Source organism: Blautia glucerasea (genome assembly GCF_020537505.1).
In the GTDB taxonomy this organism is placed as follows: Bacteria; Bacillota; Clostridia; order Lachnospirales; family Lachnospiraceae; genus Blautia_A.
Window position 1 is genome coordinate 17214 of sequence record NZ_JAJBMO010000004.1, and the last position, 21759, is coordinate 38972.

Genomic DNA, 21759 nt, shown 5'->3' on the forward strand with positions numbered 1-21759 from the left:
TTCCCCGCCTCCTTTAACTCGTGCTGTCGTCGTATACGTAGTATATCGTATCTGCCCTTTTCTCTTTGAGGGCGCTGTAATCGCTCTTTGACAGAACTTTATGGGCTCTCAATTTTGTGAGATTTGAGCCGTCTGAAATGAACGGCATTCTTGCGCTGGTTTCATTTGCCAGAACATTTGCGCTTCTTACGCCGTAATCCAATTCGGAAACGGCTTCATTATATGGTGAGTTGCTGGCGCTGTACTCGCATTGTATAGCCTGCCGGCTTATAAAGGTAATCGTTCTTTGCATGATATAAGACCGAATCACAACCACCCCGTTTTTTCTTATATGCAGCACTGAACCCATCGGGATTGTCGGGTCTGCATATGTTTTTATGTTATACTCCTGCTGGTAAAATTCTTCTCCGCTAGTTAGACATATCTTACTCGTATCAAAGAGCCCTGCCGGCATATTTGCCGCACTATATGCAGGATTTGGAGTTCCGTACTCATCGCAACCATACTTTTCATTGATGTAATCCTGGTTGCCGATTACCGGGCTGTTCTTGATTGTATACCAGTTATTGAAATAGTCCTCCTCGGTCGTAGTGTCTCCGGTAGTATAAAAAATGTTACTTCTTGGCTCGGATGTAAAGAATTTTGGCAGCCATACGTGACCGGCGCTGTATCTCAGTTTATCAGGGTCATATGTATCAATGCAGTAGCATTCTGTGCCGGTTTTACTGTCCTGAGCCTCTATGAATCTCAAATTGCCCTCTCCGTCTACTATGCCGAAACGCTGCAGGCATAATGCAAAATCACGTAGCAAATCAACGCCGTTTTCAGTCGTAATGTCCTGATTATCCGGGAAAAATACTGCGTCAGATATTGCTGGCAGGTCTTCATCGTGATAAATCAGTAACCCCAATTGCGCCCCGATTTGGTGTATCATTTCACGCCAGGTAAAATGTTTTCCGTTCTCTTTTGCAATCTTTACTGTCTCTGACAGCCAGTGTGCAATGTTATTATTTCGTACTCTGTACAGTCTATCATACGCCGTAACCTTCCAATGCTGCGGCAGATTGGTCGGCTCTGCCGTTTCAATATAACCTGTAAAAAGCGCCGTTTCCTCGCTGTTTAAGCGCTCGCTTAAAGCGCCATCTTTGTATACAGTCGGGGTGATTGTCAGCTGAATTTTACCCTCCGGGGCATTATCTTTTAGTGCATCCGCGTAGCATTCAAAGGTTAGTTGAGACGAATTGAAACCGCCCCAGAGAAAATAGGGCTCGCTGCATAAGGTCTGCTTCAACTTTACGCTCTTTCGCACCAGATTGTAATGCGTGAGGTCATCAAACTTTTTGTCCAGTGATTTTATTGTTATGATAACCGGATTTTCTCTTACATAATCGGGGGAAAAATGAACGTTGTTGTAAATCTTATCAGTCAACGCTGCTCACCTCCCGGAAAATGAACTTCACCGGACTATAATAGACATGTTCCGGGCTTGTTCCTTCTATAGTAAAGTTGATATCCTCCAGTGTAAAATCCTTATCTATTACGTATTCTCCTGTTCTCGGGTCATAGTAATCCAGCATATAGGAATCTTTATTTAATCCAGCCCCGGTATGCTTTGCCGTTTCTAACGCCTCAAGAATTTTTGCAATTTCTTCTTCCGTCAACAGATTCGGCTTGCCAGGTGTTTCAAATGAAATTTCAGTCTTTTTACCGATTGAATAAATTACATGCCGGACGTCGTTATAGTCTGTCCAATCGTCAATCTTCTCTTTATTTGCAGAGACCTTATATGAACCGGGGGAAATATATCCCCCATCTTCCGCTTCGTCCAGTCTCAGCTGTCCAATCCTTAAAATATAGCCTTTATACATATCACTCACCACCTCACTTTCGCATACCTGTAATACGGTAGCTGCTCGCCTGCCGCTTTAGTGCTGCGGCGCTCACGTCCTCGCTGTCCAGATACACCTTAACCTCATTTTGAATCTCCGGTCTAATAGTTAAATCTGCCATAGATGCACCAATGCCGCGGTCGCTCTGCACCTCGCTTCTTAGTGCCTGCTTCCGGCTCCGGTCCTCCTGTATCTGGCTGTAACCGGTAGTAAGAACATTCTTCATTGCGTCTGTAAAATCCCCGCTGAAATTCTCATCCTGCATCGCTGCTTTAGCCTGTTCTATCGCATCCAGCAGACCCTGTGTGGACTGAATGCCGAACTCATACCATGCATTGTATCCATCGGTGACACCTTCCATGATGTTTTCCGTGTATGCCTGCATAATGTCATCAACCCTCTCATTCGTCCCGCTTGTATAGCTGCTGAACTCGTCAAACTGCTTTTGGAATTGCTGCAATTCCGCGTCAGATGTCCAGGTTGCCAGGTTGTGTACATATTCCAGCCCGCTTTGACCCTGCTCGGTCAGATAACTCAAAAACTCATCAGATAACCCGCGCTGACTCAGACTCTTTAACTCATCGGCATACTTTCCCATGATATCCAGTGATATCTGCGCGTTTTTCTCCATCTGCCCCTTGCTGGATGATGTGTATATATCCATGAGGCCTTCCGTATCACCAAAAAGAGAAAAAGAAGAAAAAGCATTTTTAAGAGAATCTTTAAAATCCTCTACATTTTGCGCCGCCGCGGTTAATTGTGACTCTATTGCTGCAGAAACATCTGCGCTTTGAATATTCCCTGCGGCATCTATATAGGCGGCTGCGGTATCCTCTACGGCATCACTTAAACTCTCACTAGCCTTCGCAGCCTCCTCATCAGCCTTTGCCTGTTCTATGGTTTTCGTCGTCAGGCTGCCGCTTTGGTTTACATACAGCCCGTAATCCTCATATAATTCCTTGCTGCGGTTGTCAAAATCCTCAACCGTCTCGGATGTTTTGGAATACTGCTCCTCAGCCTTCTTTAGCTCGGATGTCGCCTCTCGCTGGTTCTGCAGGTAATCGGTCATTTCCTCATTGGCGGCGTTGAGCTCTTTTGTCAGTTTATAGTTACCGCTGAAATCATTGAATTTGGCTTCGTCCTGCCTTTTTTCAATCTCTTTGATTTTTTCTTTTTGCTCTTTTATCTTTTTGTCAGACTCATCCAACGCAGACTGTGCCTGTGCCCTCGCAATCTCCGCATCTGCTTTTGCCATGACATAGGCGTTTCTCTTTGCGGCAATCGCTGCGGCAATGATTTCCTGGTAGGACTGAACCATAGTATCCTTTAATGTCTCAAAATCGGACGCTGACAATTCCAGAATTTTGTTAGTATCTCCGATATACTGGTTGAGTTCCGGTATGGTCCCGCTTAGCGTCTCAATCGCATTGTTTAGCTGGAAAGTTTCATATTCGGTTAGTTCCGTCTTACTTCTTGCCTGCTCTATGATATCTATGTAGTATTTCACAGTCTCGGCATTCGCCATGCCTTCAGCATAATCAGTGTCTGCCTGACTGATTGTGTTTTGCACCTTATCATTGGCCTTTTCTACCTGGTCTATGAACAGGTCAAGCTCGCTCTCTTGCTTTTTGATTGCGTCTGTGATGCCGTTTAAGCCGTCTGCAATGCCATCAAACATATCTGTGAGCGGCCCTTTTATGTAATCATATACCGCATCGCCCAGGCCGTTTGCGGCACTGCTGGCGCTGGCCATGGCTCCTTGTAAATTATCGGACATCGTTTCTGCCATCTGCTCGGCTGCTCCGTCGCAGTTTTCCAGCTCTTCGCGGTAGCCCCTTACATTGTCCATGCCCTCCTGCAGCACCATATTGACGCCCTTAATAGAATCATCGGTAAACACTGCACTCAGGGCCGCTGAACGCTGGGCATTTCCCATACCTTCTGTTGCTGCCTCTACATCTGACATAATGTCAATGAGGTCACGGAAATTACCGTTAGAATCCTGAACGGCAATTGAGGTATTGCCAATCTGGATTGCCCCGTCTTTCATTTTGCTTGTGATGTCGCGCATCGTGGCGGATAAAGAGGTTCCCGCCTCACTTCCCTTACGCCCCTGATTGGCGTATGCTTCAAGCAATGCCGTTACGGTCTGTATAGACTGCCCGGCCGCATTTAGTGACGCCGCACTGTTCTTATATGCCTCGCCAAACTGCGCCGTTGTGGCGTTGCTGTGACTTTGTGCATACGCCAACATATCGGCCATCTTTCCGGCATAATCTGCGCTTAAACCGAATGCCGTTAAATAATCTGTCACCATATCGGACGCTTCCGCCAGGTCCATTTCTGACGCGGTTGCCAGGTTGATTACACCCGGAATTGCCGCCAGCTGCTGACGAACATTCCAGCCGGCCAGCGCCATATAACCGAAGGCATCGGAGACATCTTCAGCATTGAAACGCTTTGAAATCCGTCCCAAATCTTCGGCGGTTGCCTTTAACTCACGCATTTCTGCATCGGTTGCACCTGAAAGGGCTTGTACCTTTGATAAACTGGATTCCAGGCCGCTTCCAACCTCTACGGCATATTGTGCACCCTGTTTTAACCAGTCGCAGACTTTTTCAATGCCGGCTGTGGCAATATTACCGCCGACAACACCGGCAAAAACGTTCATTGCACCGCCTGCGGCGTCTGCTGCCTCTCCTGACTCTGAAACGGCTTCCCCGAACTCATTTATACTATGAGAACACCCATCCGCGCTCTCTCTAGCCTCCTCAATATATCTCGCATAACGGTCAACCTCTGAACCGGCCTCACGCTCGGCCGCCTTCGCATCCTCCAATGCCTTCTGAAAATATGCGGTTCTGCTGCCGCATTTCTCCACCTGCTCGGAATAATCAAGATATGACTGATAAGCCTTATCTGCTGCCTCCTGCTGCTGTTTTATCGCATCGGCGGATGCCTCGCCGCTGTCTTTCATTTCCTGTAAAGACTCTTCGGCCCTTTTGTATGCCTCCAGCATCTGCAGCATTGTTTCTTTCGTTTTTTGCTGTGCCTCTCGGCTCCTTTCGTATGCGGTGGACATCTTTTCCACCTGTGCTCTTGCGGTGGACTGCATCTCCCCGTATTTTTCCTGGACTGCGATTAATGCCTCCAGACTGTTAGCATTTCCCGCATATGAGGCCTGAATGTTCTTCAATGAAGAATGCATTGCAGCCAGGGACGAGCGGCAGTTTTTCACTGAACTTTTGAAAGCATTCTCGCCGTCAAGTTTTATGATAGCGCCAATCGCGCGCTTTTTATTCGCCATATCTAAACCTCCATCTACAACACACTCAGGCTTTCAACCTTTCGCGGCTCGGCAAATAATGCCTGTCCTGCGGTCATGTTGTGTATTTTCTTATACGTCTCAAACAAATCACACCACCGGCCAAAATATAGCCGCCGCACCTGGTCATAAGTAAAGCCCATTCTCATTCCCCACAGATAAATCCATTCAAAATCTATATGCGGGTCAGGGTCGCTTACTGGTGGCTCGTTTCGGCGGGCGGCTGCTGTTTTGGGGCTCGTAATGACCTCATAACTTCGCCATATATAGTAGCAGACACTGTGAAAATAGACTGGTCGCACCGTCTGAAAATTTCCTTTGGTGTCATTTTTTCAATTTTGTTTTTGTGGTTTTCGTTGTACACTTCTATACCTTCACTAATCATACGCGGTAATGCATACACCAGCGCATGAGCATCCGGCAGCCAGTCCTCGCGAACTGTCTTAAAATCAATCTGCCCGTCGTCATTTAACGGGGCGATTTTGCTTATAAAATCCTGTATGGTGCCAAATTCGTCCTGCAGCTCCTCCAGGACTCCAAGGTTACACATCAGCGGGATTTTATCCCCACTCAGTTCAATTGTCGTTAAGTCCATTTTGTTCTTTCCTCCTTATAAACAAAAAAGACGGGAAAGAGGCAAAAGAGCCTCTGCCCGTCTTTGTGTCAGTTACGCAGCCACAATGCCCGCTTTAGTTTTCAGCCAGGAGTAGGCTTCGTCCTCAGTATCAAACTGAGCCTTTTCTCTCCATGTTTTATCCTTTGCTCCAACTGCAACACCAGAAATTTTCTGTGCCGTAAAGGTAAGTGAGTCATTCTGTGTTGTGTAAGAGTCTTCGCCCTCTGTAAAGAGGACTTTTGGCAGCCAGCAGGCGGTGTAAACGTCGTGCTCGTCGTCTATTGCCTCGCATCCAACAAAACCATATCCAACGTAATTGGACTTATCGTTTGTCTTTGCTGTCTCCTCTTTCTTTGATGTGTCAATTGTATGACCAAAAAGCAGCTCGCCAGCAGCAAGCGGGATTGTCTTAATCTCGGCTGTTACATCGGCCTGTTTAAACAATTTTCTGTGAAGACCCAGGCGGTTATCACAGTAAAATGAGCCTTCGGAAAACGCCGGGGTTACACTAGTTCCAGCTGCCTCTAACTCAATCGCTTCAGAATACTTCTCGGTCTCGCCGTTATATTTTGCAATAATCGGCTTTGAAATTCCAAAATATGCCATAATTCTTTACCTCCTCACGCTGTGCTTTAGCGTGTTAAAGTTTAATGTCTGCCGAAAATAGCAGAACTGTTCTTTTCGTTTCGTCTTGCATATCAATGCCAACCAGCGGCTCGGTGAACCCCTCGGTGGTCATTAAATCTATAATTTTCCACATAACAGCGTCATAACTCTTATCTATCGGCTGTATATATGAAAGCCTTACATGAGCAATGCGGGCGTGTGCTCTATTGTCTGCGAAATTGGCAGGCTTTACATCGTCCACCTGGTAAACACAAAACTCGGGCTCCTCTCCTTCATACTTATGAATTCCATAGGGGACATTGAGCCGCTCCGCAATGCGGTTTAATTTTTCAAGCGGTTTTATCATTCGTCATCACCCCATATTTCAGATAATGCCCGGTCAAATTCGTTCTCCATTGCGTTCAGCACAGCATTTTCACTGGCTGCAATTGCCTGTGTGATTACGTCGTATGCGGGGATAGCATAGCCAATAACTTCCTTTCCCTTATACATACGCTTATACACTTTGCCGCCTCGGATTCGTATATACTCGCGGTTTATCAGATATATCATTTTGTCCGGGTTTGATTTGTCTCCTGGGTTTTCATTTCCGGTTGTGGCCCTGTATGCCAAAAACCAGCCTCCGGCGCTGTTCTGAACTGCTCCGGTGGACTTCAGGCTTTTCTGTAACGGTCCTTTATGTCTCAACATCTGCGTGTCCATTGCAGTTATGATATGAGGCTCGGCAGCATTTAACAGCCGCTCGCCCAATTTTACATTCTGCATCTGGTCCATCTTTGCTTCTAATTCTGCAAAACCCGTTATCGCAAAATTGCCGTTATTTCTTTGGTCAATGAGGATATCGCCCTCTTGCCTTACACCCTTCTTATAAGCCATTATTAAACCCTCTTCCGCTTTGTCTACGTGTACAATCAAGAGAAACACCGCCGGATGATATCGTTGCCTGCTGGATGTCATACTCCTGACCGTCTGACTCGTCAACTAGAATTGATTGACCCTCATAAAAACGTGTCTCAAAAATTAAAGAGATGTTGTATCCGGCCTGGCTCGCCTGCACCTGCTCGCGGCGTGTAGCCTCGCGGGCGGTTGCCGGGATTGCCTCTTGCCATTTAATATCTTCTTTTATGAAACCTTCGCTGTCACGCTCTGCCGCAGCAGAGACCGGCAATTTTATTGATGTCATCCTTTTCATAGCAGCCCCTCCATTGTCGCGCCCGGTTGTTCAAGAGAAAGACGAAAAACCTTCCTCTCAAATTTCCCCAGATGCCAGTTTGCATCTTTCGTCTCCCCGGTATCTCCACGCAACTCATAACAGACATAGTGAGCAATACATGAGATGACCGGGGCTGCGCCCTCCTCTATTACAGACTGTGGAACGCCTCCCGTTCGCATCTCTATTATTGCATCGTCTATCAGGTCAGATATCCTCTCGTCATAGACTGTGACGGAATCCGGGATGCCGGCGGTCGTTTTGGATTTTTTTAGTGCTTTATTTTTAAATTCTTCAGTCATGCCGGCGCCTCCATGTCATACCCGCGGTCTTAGGCCGCAGGTGTAATCTTTTTCTTTGTAGGTGTCTTGGTCTCAATTGCAAGATAACCCAGCACGTATGCATCGGTGTCTCTTGGTTTAACATCCAGACGCTCGGAACCCTTGAATAACAGACAGTCCTCTTCAAATGCAGACAGGCCGGTTACGGTTGCAACATCTGAAGATTTGATAGAAAACTGTTTTCTATCATACAGAGTGACTGCCTCTTTGAGGTCTCCAATGATGAATGGCGGGTACTGCTTTGTATCAACAGTTACATCCTCTAACTCGTCATTTGGTACTACCTCAATCGGTACAACCAGCGGGCCAACAGCCAGCTGCATTTTTGTTGGGTCAGCCGGATTTGGGTTCATCAGCGGGCGCTGGTTAGAGTCCTTTAACTCACACAGAGCCTGGAATCCATTGTCATTTGTAATGATTTTGGATGTTCTCTTGTATGCACTACCAAGAGTAACATTCAGGGCTCTCACAATGTCATCAATTCCGGCCAGAGTTGTATATGTAGGAGCGTCAGCACCCTCATCAGTTTTTCCTGCATTGATAGCATCAAGAACAAGACGGTTACGGGTAACTCGTGACTCATCGGCCAGCCATTCAATGATTACGGAATTGATAGCCGCATCTGAATCATCCAGTAACTCAAAGGAAACAGGCAGATATCCGCCGTACTTTTCAACAGTGTATTTCTGTCTGAAAAATTCCGGCTGCTCGGTTGCGGTGTATTTTCCACCCTCACCAATCTTTGAAAAACCTTTCTTTTTCTTTTTCTTCTGGAATGTTCTTTCACCAGTTGGAGCGGTTACAGACTCATTTTTTACTAACTGAGCCAGGTTAAAGGATGCCTCACGCAGTTTAATAATCTTTGTCTGGATATCCTCCGGAACTGTATAACCTCCATCCGTCTTTACGCCCTCGGTCATAGTATTTCTGAAACCGTGACGGGCAGCATTAGCAAATTTTGCCTCTACTGTTTCGTCCTGTACTGGCTTCACCGGCTTCGGGTTCTTTGGTGCAGGGGTTGTGTCTTCAATGTCCTTTAACAGGTCAAATTTGTCCTGCATCTCCTGGAGTTCTGCTTTTGCAGCCTTCGCCTCGGCGATTTTACCCTCATCTACCAGGTTCTTTACAAGGGCCTTCTTTTCATTAATTGAATCTAATAACTCAAGAAGTTTCTTATTCATAGTTTCTTTTCTCCTTTCCCATTTATCGGGTATGTTTCAGCCCATAACGGGCCGTTATTTTTCTGCCGGTTTCCCGGCTTTGTTTCTACATATAATATGACAAATAAAATTCGGGATAAAAATTGCACCTGTAAACATGAAAAATTCATTTTGCATGTTTACAGTTTTTATTCTGAATGTCACCAGTGAGGGCGGCAGCCCTCACAAATCACACCCCATACATATCCAAATCCGCCAGAATCTCGGCTCCGGCTGCATCTGCTGCTGCCTTTTCCTCTTTGGCCCTTTTTTCGGCTTTAGCTTTACTTATCATGTCATCAGTGATTGACAGCTTACCAACCATGGCATTAGTGATAATCGCCGGCTTTTCGTCTTTGATGATTTCATCGGCAAAGCCTTTCTCTACGCACTGATTAGCAGTAAGCCAGGTTTCTCTGTCCATCATGTCTTTCAGCTCGTCGTAGGTGAGATTGGTCTTTCTACTGTATGCCTCCATGATTGCCGCATTGACTGTCTGCAGCACCTCTGCCGTATGCTGCATATCGCGGTAATCGCCGCTCGTGCAGGTGCTCGCGTTATGAATCATCAGCAGTGAAACAGGGGACATTCTCACTGTATCACCGGCCATTGCAATCATAGATGCAGCAGATGCAGCCATTGACTGTACATCAACTGTAACGTGATTCTTTACGCCTTTCAGGATAGAATAGATTTCCTGGCCGCTTACTACATCACCGCCGCCGCTGTTTATAATGACCGTGACATCCTCTCCATCTTCCAGCGCGTTCAAAATATCTTTAACATTTGCCGGGCATGTATATTCCATCTCATACCAGTCATACAACCAGGCATAGTCATTAGGGATGATTTCTCCGTTAATTGTTATAGTTTTCATTCGTCATTACCTCCTTCAGTAGTTTCGGGCTCTTTTGAGTTTTCTTTCTTTGTTCTGTATGCAGCGCCGGCTTCTGTAATCGGCATATAGCTGCCATTAATCAGCGGAACGTCTCCGCCTTCTACGTGAGGCATATCCAAAATGTCACGTGAATTATTGGTTGTGTATACCGCGTGGTCCATCAGGATTCCAATAATTTCAGCCTGTTCTTTTGAATTGATACGCAGAACCGCCTTCTCGTTAAATTTGTAACGATAGCCCTTTTTGTACTCTTTCGGGGTCAATAATTTCGCGTTAATCTCATCTTCATACATTTTCAGCCTGTATGAAAAGATATCCAGGTATGCCAAAGCCTCGGCCTCACTGCTTGCATATTTGGAATTTGAGTAATCGCATATATTTGACGGTTTACATCCCGCGGCCGCACAAATCTGCAATGCACTATACTTTCTGATGTTTACAAAATCTGCATCAACCATACTCATATTTAGAGGTGTGAGAGCCAGGCCCGCAGGAATCGCAATCACCTTGCCGGCGGCTTTTGCACCGGTGAGTTTGTCACCGTATTTTCGCTGTATTTCTTGTATCCTGTCATCGTCAAAATTGCCGGTATATTGTAGAACAAGCCGGGCCGTCATGCCGTTTTTATACAGTGAATTTTCGTAAGACGAAGCAGCATTTGAACCGTCAAAATTTGCCTTCAGCACGTCTTCAATTGACATACCCATGAGACCGTCATTAGACAACCAGCCCTTAAAATGCAAAACATCATCGTTCTTTAGGATGACCTGCTCCCCGGTGTCAGGGTTTGTGTACTGGTAGTAAACGCAGCCAGTAGTGCCAAAAATGCCTTTATCATCTATGATGACAGATACATTTTTCGGGTGCATAGGGTAGAAACCTTTTACAATATATTTTCCGCCATATCTTCCATCCGGCTTAAACTCACGCTGAATCCAGGTAAATGCATTACCCCATCTGCCGCAGCACATCTCCCACCAGCTCTTCAAGGTTGTCGCCGACATGTACTCGTTCGGGCGCAAATCCAACAGCCGCAGTGTCTCAGTCATCGGCGGCTGAATAGTTCCGTCTTTCGTTTTCTGGTAGTATTTCAGCGGCATCTTTCCCAGCATCTCGGAATTGGTTTTGATGCATGTGTAATATGTAATCTCACTTAATGCATCCCTCGGCATTGAGTCACGGTCTACACCGTAAACATCCAGCCAGTCCAAAATACGGCTTTCCGCCGTCCCGCCCCCGGCAGGGATTGTGACGGCATTCTGTATACTTTTTGAACTGTTTTCTATTTTTTTCTTTTTTTGTTTCTTTTTCTTGCTCATTTTTTAACCTCCATTACAGGGCGTCCAAGGTCCTCATCCATGCATCAAGGGCGGCGTTTGCCCTTTCTCTGCTGTATGCATCTTGTTTTATGTAGCGGGCCAGTTTGAATGCACATATGAGAGCATCAATCGGGTCAATACGCTGTTTTGTAGAATCTTTATCAATCTTGATTAGACCGTTACTCCTTCTCACAACTGCATTTCCCATTGCAAAATTGAGCAACGGGTCTGGCAGGTACATAACGTTCTTGGAAAAAATTTCGTCACGTAACCCGAGAGTAGGGTCATTCAGGCTCTGATAACTCTGTTTTACCGGGCAGACGTTATAACCGGCATCGGATAGCGTTGTTATCAATAATCCTGCATTACTAGGGTCTGGAGCCCAATATGCAATATGTAGGTCATGTTCTTTAGCAAAATTCATCGCCCATAACACAACCTCCATCTGGTCTACAACATCGGTATTTGTAACCGATAGATAGCCTTGCATCTCCCAGGCGTCATATGGGGCTTTATCCACATTGATTCTTTCAATCATCTTGTCGCGGTTTGGGATAAATGAATGGTGGAACACAATGTACTTAACAACTGGTTCTCCGGCAGCATTCTTTTCTACCGGGTCCTCATACGGTATTACAAACACGCATGATGTTAGGTCAATTGTCGCTGATACGTCTATACCAACAGCGCATGAGAGACCTCTTATATCAATCGGTAACTCCTGCACCTCGCAGGCTTTCCATTTTTTCATATCCATATAGCCGCCGGCTCTCGCCTGCACCCATATATTGAAATTTTTTGTTAAAACCTTTGGCATCTCTTCCGGAACCTGTAGGGCCTTTTCGTATGATTGGCGAATCCTCTCCCTGCCCTCCTCAAATGATGCCCTTATAGGGTTTGATTTCAGCCATAACTTTTCATCTGTTAGGATTCTCGGGTCGTCAACCTCTCCCTCGTCCTGCTCGCATATGTCTATTAGGTAAATCTCATCTTCAATATCAGAATCTGGATTTAAAACATTAGACACATAGTTATATTCGCGGAAGGCCGGGCTATTTTGCGGGTCTACCCCGGCCGTAGTGATAATTATGAGTAACGGACTTTTGCTGTTACTACCCATCGCCAAGTCGTAAAAATCTGTATTTTTGTGCTGGTGATACTCATCGAGCACCAGAACGGCCGGATTGGACCCATCGCCGTTTTTACCGTCATCTTTTGACAGCATTTTTAGATAGCTGCCCGTATCTGGATAACGGATTTCAGACCGGTTAATCTGAAATTTTGGTCTTAATGGCGAACCATTAAGTAAATTTCCGGCTTCCTCGAAGCACTTTTTACTTTCTTCTTTTTTTCCTCCGGCCGTAAACAACTCCATCATCTCGCCGTTTTTCTTAGCTGTAACGGACATCTCATAAAGGCACACGCCCGCTTCTTCCTGCGTTTTGGCATTCTTTCTGGCAACCTGTATCATCATTTTTGTGAATCTACGGCGACCGTTATCTTTACGCCTCCAGCCGTATAATTGACATATATGAGACTGCTGCCACGGAGTTAAGTTTATTGGCTGTCCTGCCAACTCCCCTTTTTGATGCCTTAGATATGTAAACCATTTCACGATTTTTTCGGCTTCCGCCTCATCCCAGTAATACGGATAATCCGGGTCATTATCTAGCCGGTCAAAATCTCTTAACAGCCTTTGACACATCCACTTATGCTTTTGACAGGCCGGGAATTTTCCATCCAGGCAGTCTCTAGCATAGTGAGTAATGATTTCTCTTCTTGTCATATCCACACCGCCTATAACCCGAATTCATTATTGATTTCGTTATCGGTATCTTTAACCTGTAACGATGCATAGGTCAGTCGTGCATTGACAGAAATTCCGGCTTTAACGGCAAACGCGCGCATTTCATTCGCATACTTGATTTGTACATTTACCAATGGATTCGCTTTTCCTGATTCTACGGATAGCGGCTGTTGTGCCAACTCTGTTGTTGCTCTACAATAGAGACTCCAACTGTTGCAATAGCCGACCAATGCGTATATATCCAGGTCGCCGATAACCGACATCTCCTTTAAAATCAAACAAATTCGTTTCCACTCATCACGGGCGGTTTTGTCAATTAAAATTTTTGGCGGTTTACTGTTCAGAAATGACCGGCTACATGTTGCAACCTGGTTCTCCTCTTCCATAACCGCCAACTCTGCTTTTGTGTGATGGCTAGTATGTAATGCCATCGGTTTCTTTGCACCCATACGGGCCACACCTCCTTTGAAAAATTTTCCATTCGGAAATTTGTGTTCGCTGTACCGACTATGGGCTACAAGGGCTGAGGGGCTCAACATTTTGATACCCCCCCCCCGCCCTTTCAAATCAGCGGGCGCGGATTTGCACCGCGCATAATTCGCTACTACTCGCCATCTAAGCCCTAGTGCTGTCGGCTATTTCACCGTCAAAAGCACTGGCGGAATCGAACCGCTAAGCGCAGTCTATCTGACATTAGAGTCTACCTATTCCTCCACCGCTGATTATGTTAATCGCCCTGGTGCCCGCGTTCCGTCACCTGGTTCACAATCGCAAACAATTCCTGCTGTATACTTTCTTTATGTTTTGTCTTGTATCTGTATTCAATGCTCGCATGTGTGTCATCTGATAAGCAAATCAGATTATTCGGATTCAATCTCTGGCTCCAGTCCTCGCTCAGCGGGATGATATGATGCACAGAAAAGCCAGGCCTCAATGCTCCCGTAGTGTGTAGAACATATTGGTCTGTCCCATTGTCTCGCTCTATTATCTGCTGCCTCATTGCCCGCCACTCGGCGGATGCTCTGAACTGCTGAATCTTTTTATCTCGCCTGAATTTATTGTAGTCGCGCCGATAAGCCGGCTGACATGAGCACCGCTCACCAACCGGCAATATCTTCCCGCATCTGCTGCAAATCTTATTTATCATGCTATGCCTCCGAAATCGTAGCCGAAATCAAAGAGTGACAGCTGCTCGCCAGTTGCCTCCTCTTCTTCCTCTTCCTTTACTTCCTCTTCATGTGAAAAGAACACTGCGTTCCTCTCCCTCACATACTCCTTCAAGATATCCTGTATTAATTTCTTGTTTCCCTTGTGATATAGTGCGTCAATCAATCTGTGATTCTCATGCGATACTGTAACCAAATTGTCCAAAGTACTCCTGAGTTTAGGTGCCTCTATCAGCTCCTCTATGTGGTGTACATCTACACGCTTCGGGTATGTAATGCGGCCAGATATCAGATATTCCCAGACATCCATACGGCCATCACGGGCAAGTGTCATTGCCCTTGCCGTCTTCCACTCCTTGCTGTTATAAAAATCCTGGCTGCTCTTATACACCTGCTTTGCATTCAGGATTTCCTGGCATAGTGCCGTGGAAATTTCATTCCTTCTTATAATTTGCTCCGGTGTTAAAACCGGTTCTTCGTTATTTCTTTCATAACTTTTCTCATAGTTTTTCTTTTTCATCCTTTCTCCTTCGCGCCTACGTCCGGCGCGCGCTTGGTCTAGCGCTATTTTTTGATTATTTTTATTTACTGTTAATATGACAAATAATTTTAAAAATAAAAAACGGTGTTCCGCCGGGTATGCACAGCCGGCTTGCCGTTGTGCATATCGGGCGGTTTCTGCCAGGGCCAACCGGTCTGCGGTTCAGCTTTTCCATTGTGTACACCCACCCCTGGATGTATAATAAAAAGAAAGGGGGAATATCATGAGAGAACTGAGAGAACTGATTGAATTGTTAGGCTGGACTAACAATAGCGATTATAACTATCTTATAAGAAAAAAAGATGCATACCTTACACACCCAGATGATGACACCTTTTATGAGCTGCAGGGCCTGGCCGTCGCCATATACTCGGATGCCAAATTTGCATTCTCATGTAATGAAATCACTCTTGATGAGCTGCACCTGACACAGTCTCACCTGCTCGGCGGTCTGTATCATGCACCGAAATAAAGATGTGCATACTAGTATGTGCATCTTTTTATTATGCATATCACATAAGAAACAACGCCGCACTTTTCTATAATTCCAATTCTGGTAATCTTGCTTTACCAGAATCACACTTTCAATCTGTCACAGGCCCAAAAATAAACTTTGAGTGCGAAAAATATTTTCAATAAATGTGTACACCTGAAAACGCCATTTGCACCTTTTTTTCTGCAGCCGCGAATGCCTCGCCTGAGCGGCTGCGGGCAATCTGCCCGGATGGGTTGAGCTTCCTTTTAATGAAGACCTGCGGTCTTCGTCTCAACAATGCAGTTATCATCACCACCACAATCACACCTGCCGGCAAGGCTGCTGCCGTTTTTTTCATAATGTACACACCAAAACAAGGGATACATAACGAATGCACAAAGAAAATCAAAAAAGAAAAGCCGAAAGAAAATTGTGAAAAATACACAAAAGAAGCATTAAAAACAAGAGAAAAGATATACTGAAGAACTAAAAAAAGAGCAAAAAAAACAGCCCCAACGGCTGGCGCTTTGCCTGAACCGCTGAGACCTCGTCACGTAAGAAAATAAGGCTCCGCCGCAGATTTGGAGAGGCGGCGGGCGGGGAAAAAACCTGCACGAATAGGAGGAATGCATATAAAACCCCACAAGGCAGCGGCATTTAACGCCGCCGTGCTTTCGCCTTACATATATAATATGCCGAAAAAAAATAAAAATGAAAAATATTTTAAAAAAAAGTGTGCACCTTTATTTGTTATGTCAGTGCGGCAGCAGGATTCCGGGCGCGGCAGCGGGATTGTGTACTATATATGCAGTACATAAAACCGCATATTTTATATGTATATATAGGTATGCACTTTTTTATATATACTGCCGGCTGCTGCCCGTTGTTTTAATGTGTACATATAGGTGTGCACTTTTTGAAGATGCTGCCCGCATTTATAGTGTCCGGCTAGGGTGTGCACTTTTTTAAAGAAAAATAAAAAGAAGAAGGAAAAAGAGGGGGGTAAAGGTACGCATAAAACCGGGGCTTTTAAGTATACATATAGGTGTGCATTTTTTCGCATATATTGCCGGCAGCAGTGCAGAACTGGTATGCATATGCAAGGGTGTGCACTTTTTTTGATATACACATTGCGTTTTCCGGCATATTTTATGCATACGCTAATGTATACACAAAAAAGCAGAAAAAATGTACCGGCTAGTGTGTGCACTTTATGAGGCCGGCAGGCCAATCAGGGCGCGGCAGCGGGGTGTGGGCAGATATAAAGTGTACACATAAAAAAAAGAGTGCACACCTTTTACAGTGTGCACCTTTGGCTTTAATCGGCGGCGTCGTATGTATGCCGCAAAATGTGTGCATACACATCATTGATGTATGTGTGCATTTTATGTATGAACTCTGAATCTGGCAGTGAGGCATAACAGGAAAGAATCTTTAATTCCTTGTATACATCCACATCTGCATATGTGCAATACCATCTAACTGCCAGGACCTCGTGCTCGGTCATCTCACGGTTATATATGAGAAACTGCATCCAGTATGCAATTTCATATAGCGTATGCTGCATATAATCCAACTCATGGTTAGTGTCATCAATGTCATAAATGGCCTCCCTTAACTCCTGCAATCTTGAATTTTTCAGCAGTATAGCATCGTTCACAATATCTAACACCTCCCACTGCTCCAGCCGGGTGGTCTGCGCCATCATCTCTTGCGAAAGTCCGCCTGAATAGGCCAGCTGTTCGCAAAGTTCTATTGCCGCTTCGTGCTCCTCTTGCGTCATAATGACCTTGCCATCTTTTTCGGTCATCGGTTACACCTCCCAATCCTCGCCGGGGGCGTCGTCTGCCGGCTCCTCTTTGTCCTCCTCATAACCTCTATCATCTTCCGGCGTGATGTTCTCGGAATCATAGTGTTTAATCAACATTTCGGCATACACACTATGCAGTACACCATAAGCGCGCGTCATAATCTTAACCTCGGAATCTTCCGGGCCGCATACGAAATCAGATAAGAATTCATCCAGGTCTGAACCGTCAACATCACAGATAAAACTCCAGAGGTCGTCCCGTTCCTCCTCTGTTATCGTCCGGCCGTAGATAAGCGCCTGCGATGTCTCTACAAAGGCCATAAACTTATCATGCAGCTTTTCTTCATTTATTGCCGCGCCGTGGATGCCTTCCCCGATTTCCAACATGGTTTTACGTAATACACGAAGCAGCCTCCGGCGCTCCATATTCATCTCAGTCTGTATCTCGCGGATACTCCATAGTGGAATGCCGCTTGCATATGAAATCTGTTTATATGACAGTGTACCAATACGTAATAGTTTCTCAGCGGTTTTCGTTGCCTGGTCGTAGTCCATGGCGGCCCTCCCTCTTTTTATTCAAAAACAGAGAATTCATAAAGCTGTGTACAAATTCCTGTCCGTGATACAGTAACGTATAGTCCTCACTCTCTGGATAAATCGGCAGCAGTGTGAGCCGGATGTCCGCGGCGTCGTGATATCTGATATAATCGCGAATCTCTGCCTGTTCCGGCTCCTCGCATACCTCATTATCAATCATCAATCGCAGCAGCATCACAATCTGCAGCAGTATGTCCCGCCGGTCCTCGTCTGATATCTCCGGGTTTCGGATATCAAAGAGCATTTTTCTTAACTCCTGCAGCAGCTCCCGGGTCTCGTGTGCCACCTCGGAAATGAGCTCCTGCACCCGCTCCGGCGTGAGTCCACAACCGGCAGCGATATCTTCATCAGATACTCGCCCGTCAAAAATCAGCCTGCGAGCGATTTCCTCGGAAGTTTCTTGTCTTATATCTTCACGGATACCCATTCACAAACCCTCCCTTCGTTTTTCTAACTCCATTATATCAACCAGGAAAAACTACAGCAACCCAAGAGCCGGGGCATATACTCCGGCTGAAACTTTCGGCAAAAATTGCTGGGCGGGGCTGGCGGGGGTTGTCCCAGAATCCCAAGTGCGAATCTGGGTTGCGGGCGTTTTTGTCCCAGATTCCCAGGTTAACTCTACAAGAAATTCTTTTCCCGTCCCAGGAATCTCAACTTTTCACAGCCGATACACTATCTTTTCCCAGATAATCCTCCCAATTTGAGATGTTCAAAACCTCCTTTGAAGGAAAAACGCGGGAATCTTTCTCTTATCCCAGATTTTTCATTTTATCCCAAGTGCATCCCAACCACTACTTGGGATAAAAAAACATCAATATTTTCTATATATTGTGTTATTTCAATCTTCTATATACTATATATTGTTATTTTTATTATATTATTTATTCTATCCCAGAATCCCAAGTAAAGAACCACTATATATAAGAGAAATAAAAAAAATAAAAATAATTTTTTTTTATTTTTTATTTTCTTATATACACATACATTTCCGCTTGGGTTGCTTGGGATTCTGGGATAAACCCGCCGCTGCCCGCAAAAAAAGCACCCCCGGCTTTTCCTTCCGGTGGTGCTTCATATATGTATCAATCAAACGGGATGTCCTCATCGTCCGTCATGCCTGCTTCAAGTCTCAACTGCTCAATATATTTTGCGTTCGCCGCCTGCTGTGCTGCCTGGCTCGCTTTCTCCGCTGCCGCCTTTGCTGCTGCCGCCGCATCCTTCGCCGCTGCCGCTGCCTCCTCGGCGCTCTTTGCTCCTTCTTTTGAGCCTTCTTTTGCCTCTTCTTTTTCATCTTTATATACAGGCATAATCAGCTTAATAACTCTTTCGTTTCGTCCTGTTTTTTCTGACTTTGCTTTTGTCTGGTTAGTGCCTTTATCTGATATCAATAAGCCCCTGCCTCGCATCTCCCTATAGAACAGGCTGAGGTCAAGGTCAAGCTCTTTTGCCCATTCCTGTAATTTATACGGGAAGATAGATATTGATTCAAATTCACCATTAATGCCTTCTCTTTTGTCGCTTTTCTTGTAGATTCCAATATATTCCCCGCGGATATCCTCCGGTGCTGTGAATCCCTCAATCTTTCCAGGGTTGCTGACACATCTCTCAATGACGGTGTTGTAAAATCTCACATACTGGTCCGCATCATCAGGCTTAACCATGATGTCCAGGAGTTCTTCATCTGAAAACGTCTGACCGTCCTTAAAGAGAAGCTCCGTTGCAATTTCATCAGCGGTAAGAAGAACGGCAATCGCCGTTGCCTGTCTGCCCTCGCGTCCGTGCTCTTTTGCCAATTTTCGCGCTCTTTCCAGGTTCTTTTTGTTTCTTTCTATAATCTTCTGCTGGCCTAATTTTTTCACCTCTTCTACGAAATCGCGGCCGCAGAACCCATAATTGTTCTGGAAGAACCAGATTATATCCTCAATGTTTTCAAGGTCTGGATAATTCTTTTTATCAAGGTACGGCAAATATTCGTCAACCTGTTTTGGCAGAACTCGGTAAATGCTGCCGTTCGTTGTGTAATCCTTAGTGATTACCTGCTCTGAGCTAACCAGGGAAGTCAGTTCAAATGTGTTTCGTTTTCTTTGTTTCAGGTCTTTTGTGGCTCTGCCTCGTCCTCGTCCGTTCGCAAGCATCATGACTGCCTCTTGGAATTTCTTTTTCTTGTCCTGGTCTCCCTTTGATGCATCATCCAGAATAACCGGGAAATTGTTAAATGTATCGCAAGCCAGTTCCAATGATGTCAGTGTATTATCGGAATCAAGGAAGATGCCGCCGGATTTGTTATCCATATTACTAAAGATTGTTGACACAATAGACAGTAACGCGCTTTTTCCGTGTCCAGAACCGCCATACAAGTTCACAATGAAACCATCCTGCTTCGGCAGCATCGGTAAAATCACAGATGCCAGAAGACCAGCCGTTGCCAACTTAAAAGGTTCATAACCTAAAGCTCGGATTTCTTTAAATTTCGTATACCACGCATCACGGTTTCCCTGCTCTGAAAGTGCTGCCATCATATCGGGCAATTCGTCTTGTCTTTCAAAAACATAATCATCGGTTGTGTAAGGCAGGAAGTTCTTGAACTCCTTATCCCAGCCCAATTTGTTCAGGGTATTCACTATCCTTAAAGCACCGCGCTTTGATGATTCTTTCATCATAGACGCCATAAAGTTCACACACTGGCGGGCGTTGTCACTTGTGATACCTGCGCCCATATTACTTAAAGAAATAATTTTGTTAACGTTTGAAATAACTTCTCTTTCCACAGTGGCTTTCTGCCAGCCTTCTTCACTGCCAAAATGAACCTCAACTCTACGGGTTGCCCCGCTCGCCATATTGTCAAGAGGTCTGTAAAGCTTACTTACCAGAATCGGATACATACACGCCTCAACCTCTTTGATGGTTTTACCACTTTCTTCGAATTTCTTAACGCCGTCATCGTTTGCAATCCATTCCTCGCCAACATACATCTGCTGGCAATCTTTTGGCAAATTCGTATACTCCGTTTTATGCCCCGCTGCTCTCCTGTTCTGCTCCTCCTGTCGTCTCAGGTCAGCCTCAGCAGCCTCTCTTTTTCTGTCCTCTTCTTCCTTTTCTTTTTTGTATTTCCTTTTTGCAGCAGTACAGGTCTGTCTGAACATCGTCGCCAATGCCGTTCCGCCAAGGTCTTTCGCTTTCTGCTCTAACTGATACTGGATTTTTCGCTGTTTAATTTCATCTGTCATCAATTTGAACAGTGCCCGGTATAATGTATCATCCTGGAATGCATCGGCTGTCTTGATGTAGTCAATTCTTCCAGCCTCAAAACATCTATAATATGTCCCGGATGCTGTCCCCGTTCCTGCTGCCGCATCATCTCCATTTTGATTTACGGTTTTCACATACTCGGCCTCACCGTCATCGTGAGGTATTGTAGCTGTCATACTTTCAGCTCCAGCTGCTGCCGCTCCTGTCATAATATTCGCCATCGTCGCCATCATCAATTGCATCTGCTCCGGCGTCATCTGCTGCATTTGTTGCATCATCTGCATCATATCTAAATTTGTATTCATAACATCTTTCCTCCTGTTTTTCAGATTTTTTTTATGTTTGTCTTTTAGTTTTCTTTGTCTTTCTCAGGGTCTCGTCATCATATAACATGACGGATTTGAGATTCCTTGAAACTTTCCCGGGCTCTCCATCCTCGGGTAAACTTAGTATGCTGGATTTTTAAAATTTTCAGCACGTGAAAGAAATTTTTTAATTATTTTTCTTTCATTATTAATATGACAAATCTTCAGAAAAAAAAATCGACCATAAGTTAACTAGATTTTTCAGAGATGTTACAGAAATGTTAATTTTAGAGAGTTAAAGAAAACCCCGGCGGTAACCACCCGCCAGGGCCTGAGTTAAATAAAATAAAAATAATTAAAAAAATAGAGAAATTGAAAATGA

Annotated in this window: 22 protein-coding genes; 1 reads left to right on the forward strand and 21 read right to left on the reverse strand. The window is 45.1% G+C overall.

Annotation, left to right across the window (positions count from 1 at the left end):
- Window positions 1–13: 13 nt before the first annotated feature.
- The 16 genes from LIQ05_RS04480 to LIQ05_RS04555 all read right to left on the reverse strand — a co-directional run bounded on the left by LIQ05_RS04480 (window position 14) and on the right by LIQ05_RS04555 (window position 14917).
- Window positions 14–1429, reverse strand: a complete 1416-nt coding sequence (locus LIQ05_RS04480; protein ID WP_226818950.1) for a hypothetical protein — start codon at window positions 1427–1429, stop codon at window positions 14–16.
- Window positions 1422–1868 carry a DUF6711 family protein gene (locus LIQ05_RS04485; protein WP_215661371.1) on the reverse strand — a complete coding sequence of 149 codons (447 nt, stop codon included), beginning with the start codon at window positions 1866–1868 and terminating at the stop codon, window positions 1422–1424. The genes LIQ05_RS04480 and LIQ05_RS04485 overlap by 8 nt, the downstream gene beginning before the upstream one ends.
- 13 nt (window positions 1869–1881) lie before the next feature.
- Window positions 1882–5196 carry a phage tail tape measure protein gene (locus tag LIQ05_RS04490; protein WP_215661373.1) on the reverse strand — a complete coding sequence of 1105 codons (3315 nt, stop codon included), beginning with the start codon at window positions 5194–5196 and terminating at the stop codon, window positions 1882–1884.
- 214 nt (window positions 5197–5410) lie between these two features.
- On the reverse strand, window positions 5411–5809 hold the full coding sequence (locus tag LIQ05_RS04495; protein WP_215661375.1) for a hypothetical protein: 399 nt from the start codon (window positions 5807–5809) through the stop codon (window positions 5411–5413).
- Window positions 5810–5881: 72 nt separating this feature from the next.
- Entirely contained in the window at window positions 5882–6436 is a 555-nt protein-coding gene (locus LIQ05_RS04500; RefSeq protein WP_215661377.1) for a major tail protein, read from the reverse strand.
- 34 nt (window positions 6437–6470) lie between these two features.
- Window positions 6471–6803 (reverse strand): hypothetical protein, encoded by a 333-nt coding sequence (locus LIQ05_RS04505; protein ID WP_226818952.1) that lies wholly within the window; start codon window positions 6801–6803, stop codon window positions 6471–6473.
- Window positions 6800–7333, reverse strand: coding sequence for a hypothetical protein (locus tag LIQ05_RS04510; RefSeq protein ID WP_215661381.1), 534 nt, complete (start codon window positions 7331–7333; stop codon window positions 6800–6802). Before LIQ05_RS04510 ends, LIQ05_RS04505 begins: the two co-directional genes overlap by 4 nt.
- Window positions 7323–7649 (reverse strand): hypothetical protein, encoded by a 327-nt coding sequence (locus LIQ05_RS04515; protein ID WP_215661383.1) that lies wholly within the window; start codon window positions 7647–7649, stop codon window positions 7323–7325. Before LIQ05_RS04515 ends, LIQ05_RS04510 begins: the two co-directional genes overlap by 11 nt.
- Complete coding sequence (locus tag LIQ05_RS04520) at window positions 7646–7969, reverse strand: hypothetical protein (protein WP_215661390.1); 324 nt, start codon at window positions 7967–7969, stop codon at window positions 7646–7648. Before LIQ05_RS04520 ends, LIQ05_RS04515 begins: the two co-directional genes overlap by 4 nt.
- Before the next feature lie 29 nt (window positions 7970–7998).
- Window positions 7999–9189 carry a phage major capsid protein gene (locus LIQ05_RS04525; RefSeq protein ID WP_215661397.1) on the reverse strand — a complete coding sequence of 397 codons (1191 nt, stop codon included), beginning with the start codon at window positions 9187–9189 and terminating at the stop codon, window positions 7999–8001.
- A gap of 208 nt (window positions 9190–9397) precedes the next feature.
- The gene (locus tag LIQ05_RS04530) at window positions 9398–10084 is read right to left on the reverse strand and encodes a head maturation protease, ClpP-related (protein WP_215661399.1); all 687 of its coding nucleotides are present in this window, start codon (window positions 10082–10084) and stop codon (window positions 9398–9400) included.
- Window positions 10081–11424: a phage portal protein gene (locus tag LIQ05_RS04535; protein WP_226818954.1), complete on the reverse strand. Its 1344-nt coding sequence runs from the start codon at window positions 11422–11424 to the stop codon at window positions 10081–10083. Before LIQ05_RS04535 ends, LIQ05_RS04530 begins: the two co-directional genes overlap by 4 nt.
- Window positions 11425–11437: 13 nt before the next feature.
- Window positions 11438–13210, reverse strand: coding sequence for a terminase large subunit (locus LIQ05_RS04540; RefSeq protein WP_226818956.1), 1773 nt, complete (start codon window positions 13208–13210; stop codon window positions 11438–11440).
- Window positions 13211–13221: 11 nt separating this feature from the next.
- Window positions 13222–13680, reverse strand: coding sequence for a phage terminase small subunit P27 family (locus LIQ05_RS04545; protein ID WP_226818958.1), 459 nt, complete (start codon window positions 13678–13680; stop codon window positions 13222–13224).
- Between the two features lie 278 nt (window positions 13681–13958).
- Entirely contained in the window at window positions 13959–14378 is a 420-nt protein-coding gene (locus LIQ05_RS04550; protein WP_215659840.1) for an HNH endonuclease, read from the reverse strand.
- On the reverse strand, window positions 14375–14917 hold the full coding sequence (locus LIQ05_RS04555) for a hypothetical protein (protein ID WP_215659837.1): 543 nt from the start codon (window positions 14915–14917) through the stop codon (window positions 14375–14377). The genes LIQ05_RS04550 and LIQ05_RS04555 overlap by 4 nt, the downstream gene beginning before the upstream one ends.
- 244 nt (window positions 14918–15161) lie before the next feature.
- On the opposite strand from LIQ05_RS04555, the gene LIQ05_RS04560 reads away from it, so the two are divergent.
- Window positions 15162–15410, forward strand: a complete 249-nt coding sequence (locus LIQ05_RS04560) for a hypothetical protein (RefSeq protein WP_215659834.1) — start codon at window positions 15162–15164, stop codon at window positions 15408–15410.
- A 160-nt stretch (window positions 15411–15570) separates the two neighbouring features.
- Here LIQ05_RS04560 and LIQ05_RS04565 read toward each other — a convergent pair whose 3' ends face one another.
- From LIQ05_RS04565 to LIQ05_RS04585, 5 genes are all read right to left on the reverse strand, one after another.
- Window positions 15571–15771: a hypothetical protein gene (locus tag LIQ05_RS04565; protein ID WP_215659831.1), complete on the reverse strand. Its 201-nt coding sequence runs from the start codon at window positions 15769–15771 to the stop codon at window positions 15571–15573.
- A 960-nt stretch (window positions 15772–16731) separates the two neighbouring features.
- Window positions 16732–17223 (reverse strand): hypothetical protein, encoded by a 492-nt coding sequence (locus LIQ05_RS04570; protein ID WP_226818960.1) that lies wholly within the window; start codon window positions 17221–17223, stop codon window positions 16732–16734.
- Between the two features lie 3 nt (window positions 17224–17226).
- The gene (locus tag LIQ05_RS04575) at window positions 17227–17778 is read right to left on the reverse strand and encodes a hypothetical protein (protein WP_226818962.1); all 552 of its coding nucleotides are present in this window, start codon (window positions 17776–17778) and stop codon (window positions 17227–17229) included.
- On the reverse strand, window positions 17747–18247 hold the full coding sequence (locus tag LIQ05_RS04580) for a hypothetical protein (protein ID WP_226818964.1): 501 nt from the start codon (window positions 18245–18247) through the stop codon (window positions 17747–17749). Before LIQ05_RS04580 ends, LIQ05_RS04575 begins: the two co-directional genes overlap by 32 nt.
- A gap of 658 nt (window positions 18248–18905) precedes the next feature.
- A complete protein-coding gene (locus tag LIQ05_RS04585) occupies window positions 18906–21377 on the reverse strand; it encodes a DUF927 domain-containing protein (protein WP_226818966.1) in 2472 nt (823 codons plus the stop codon).
- Window positions 21378–21759 lie beyond the last annotated feature (382 nt).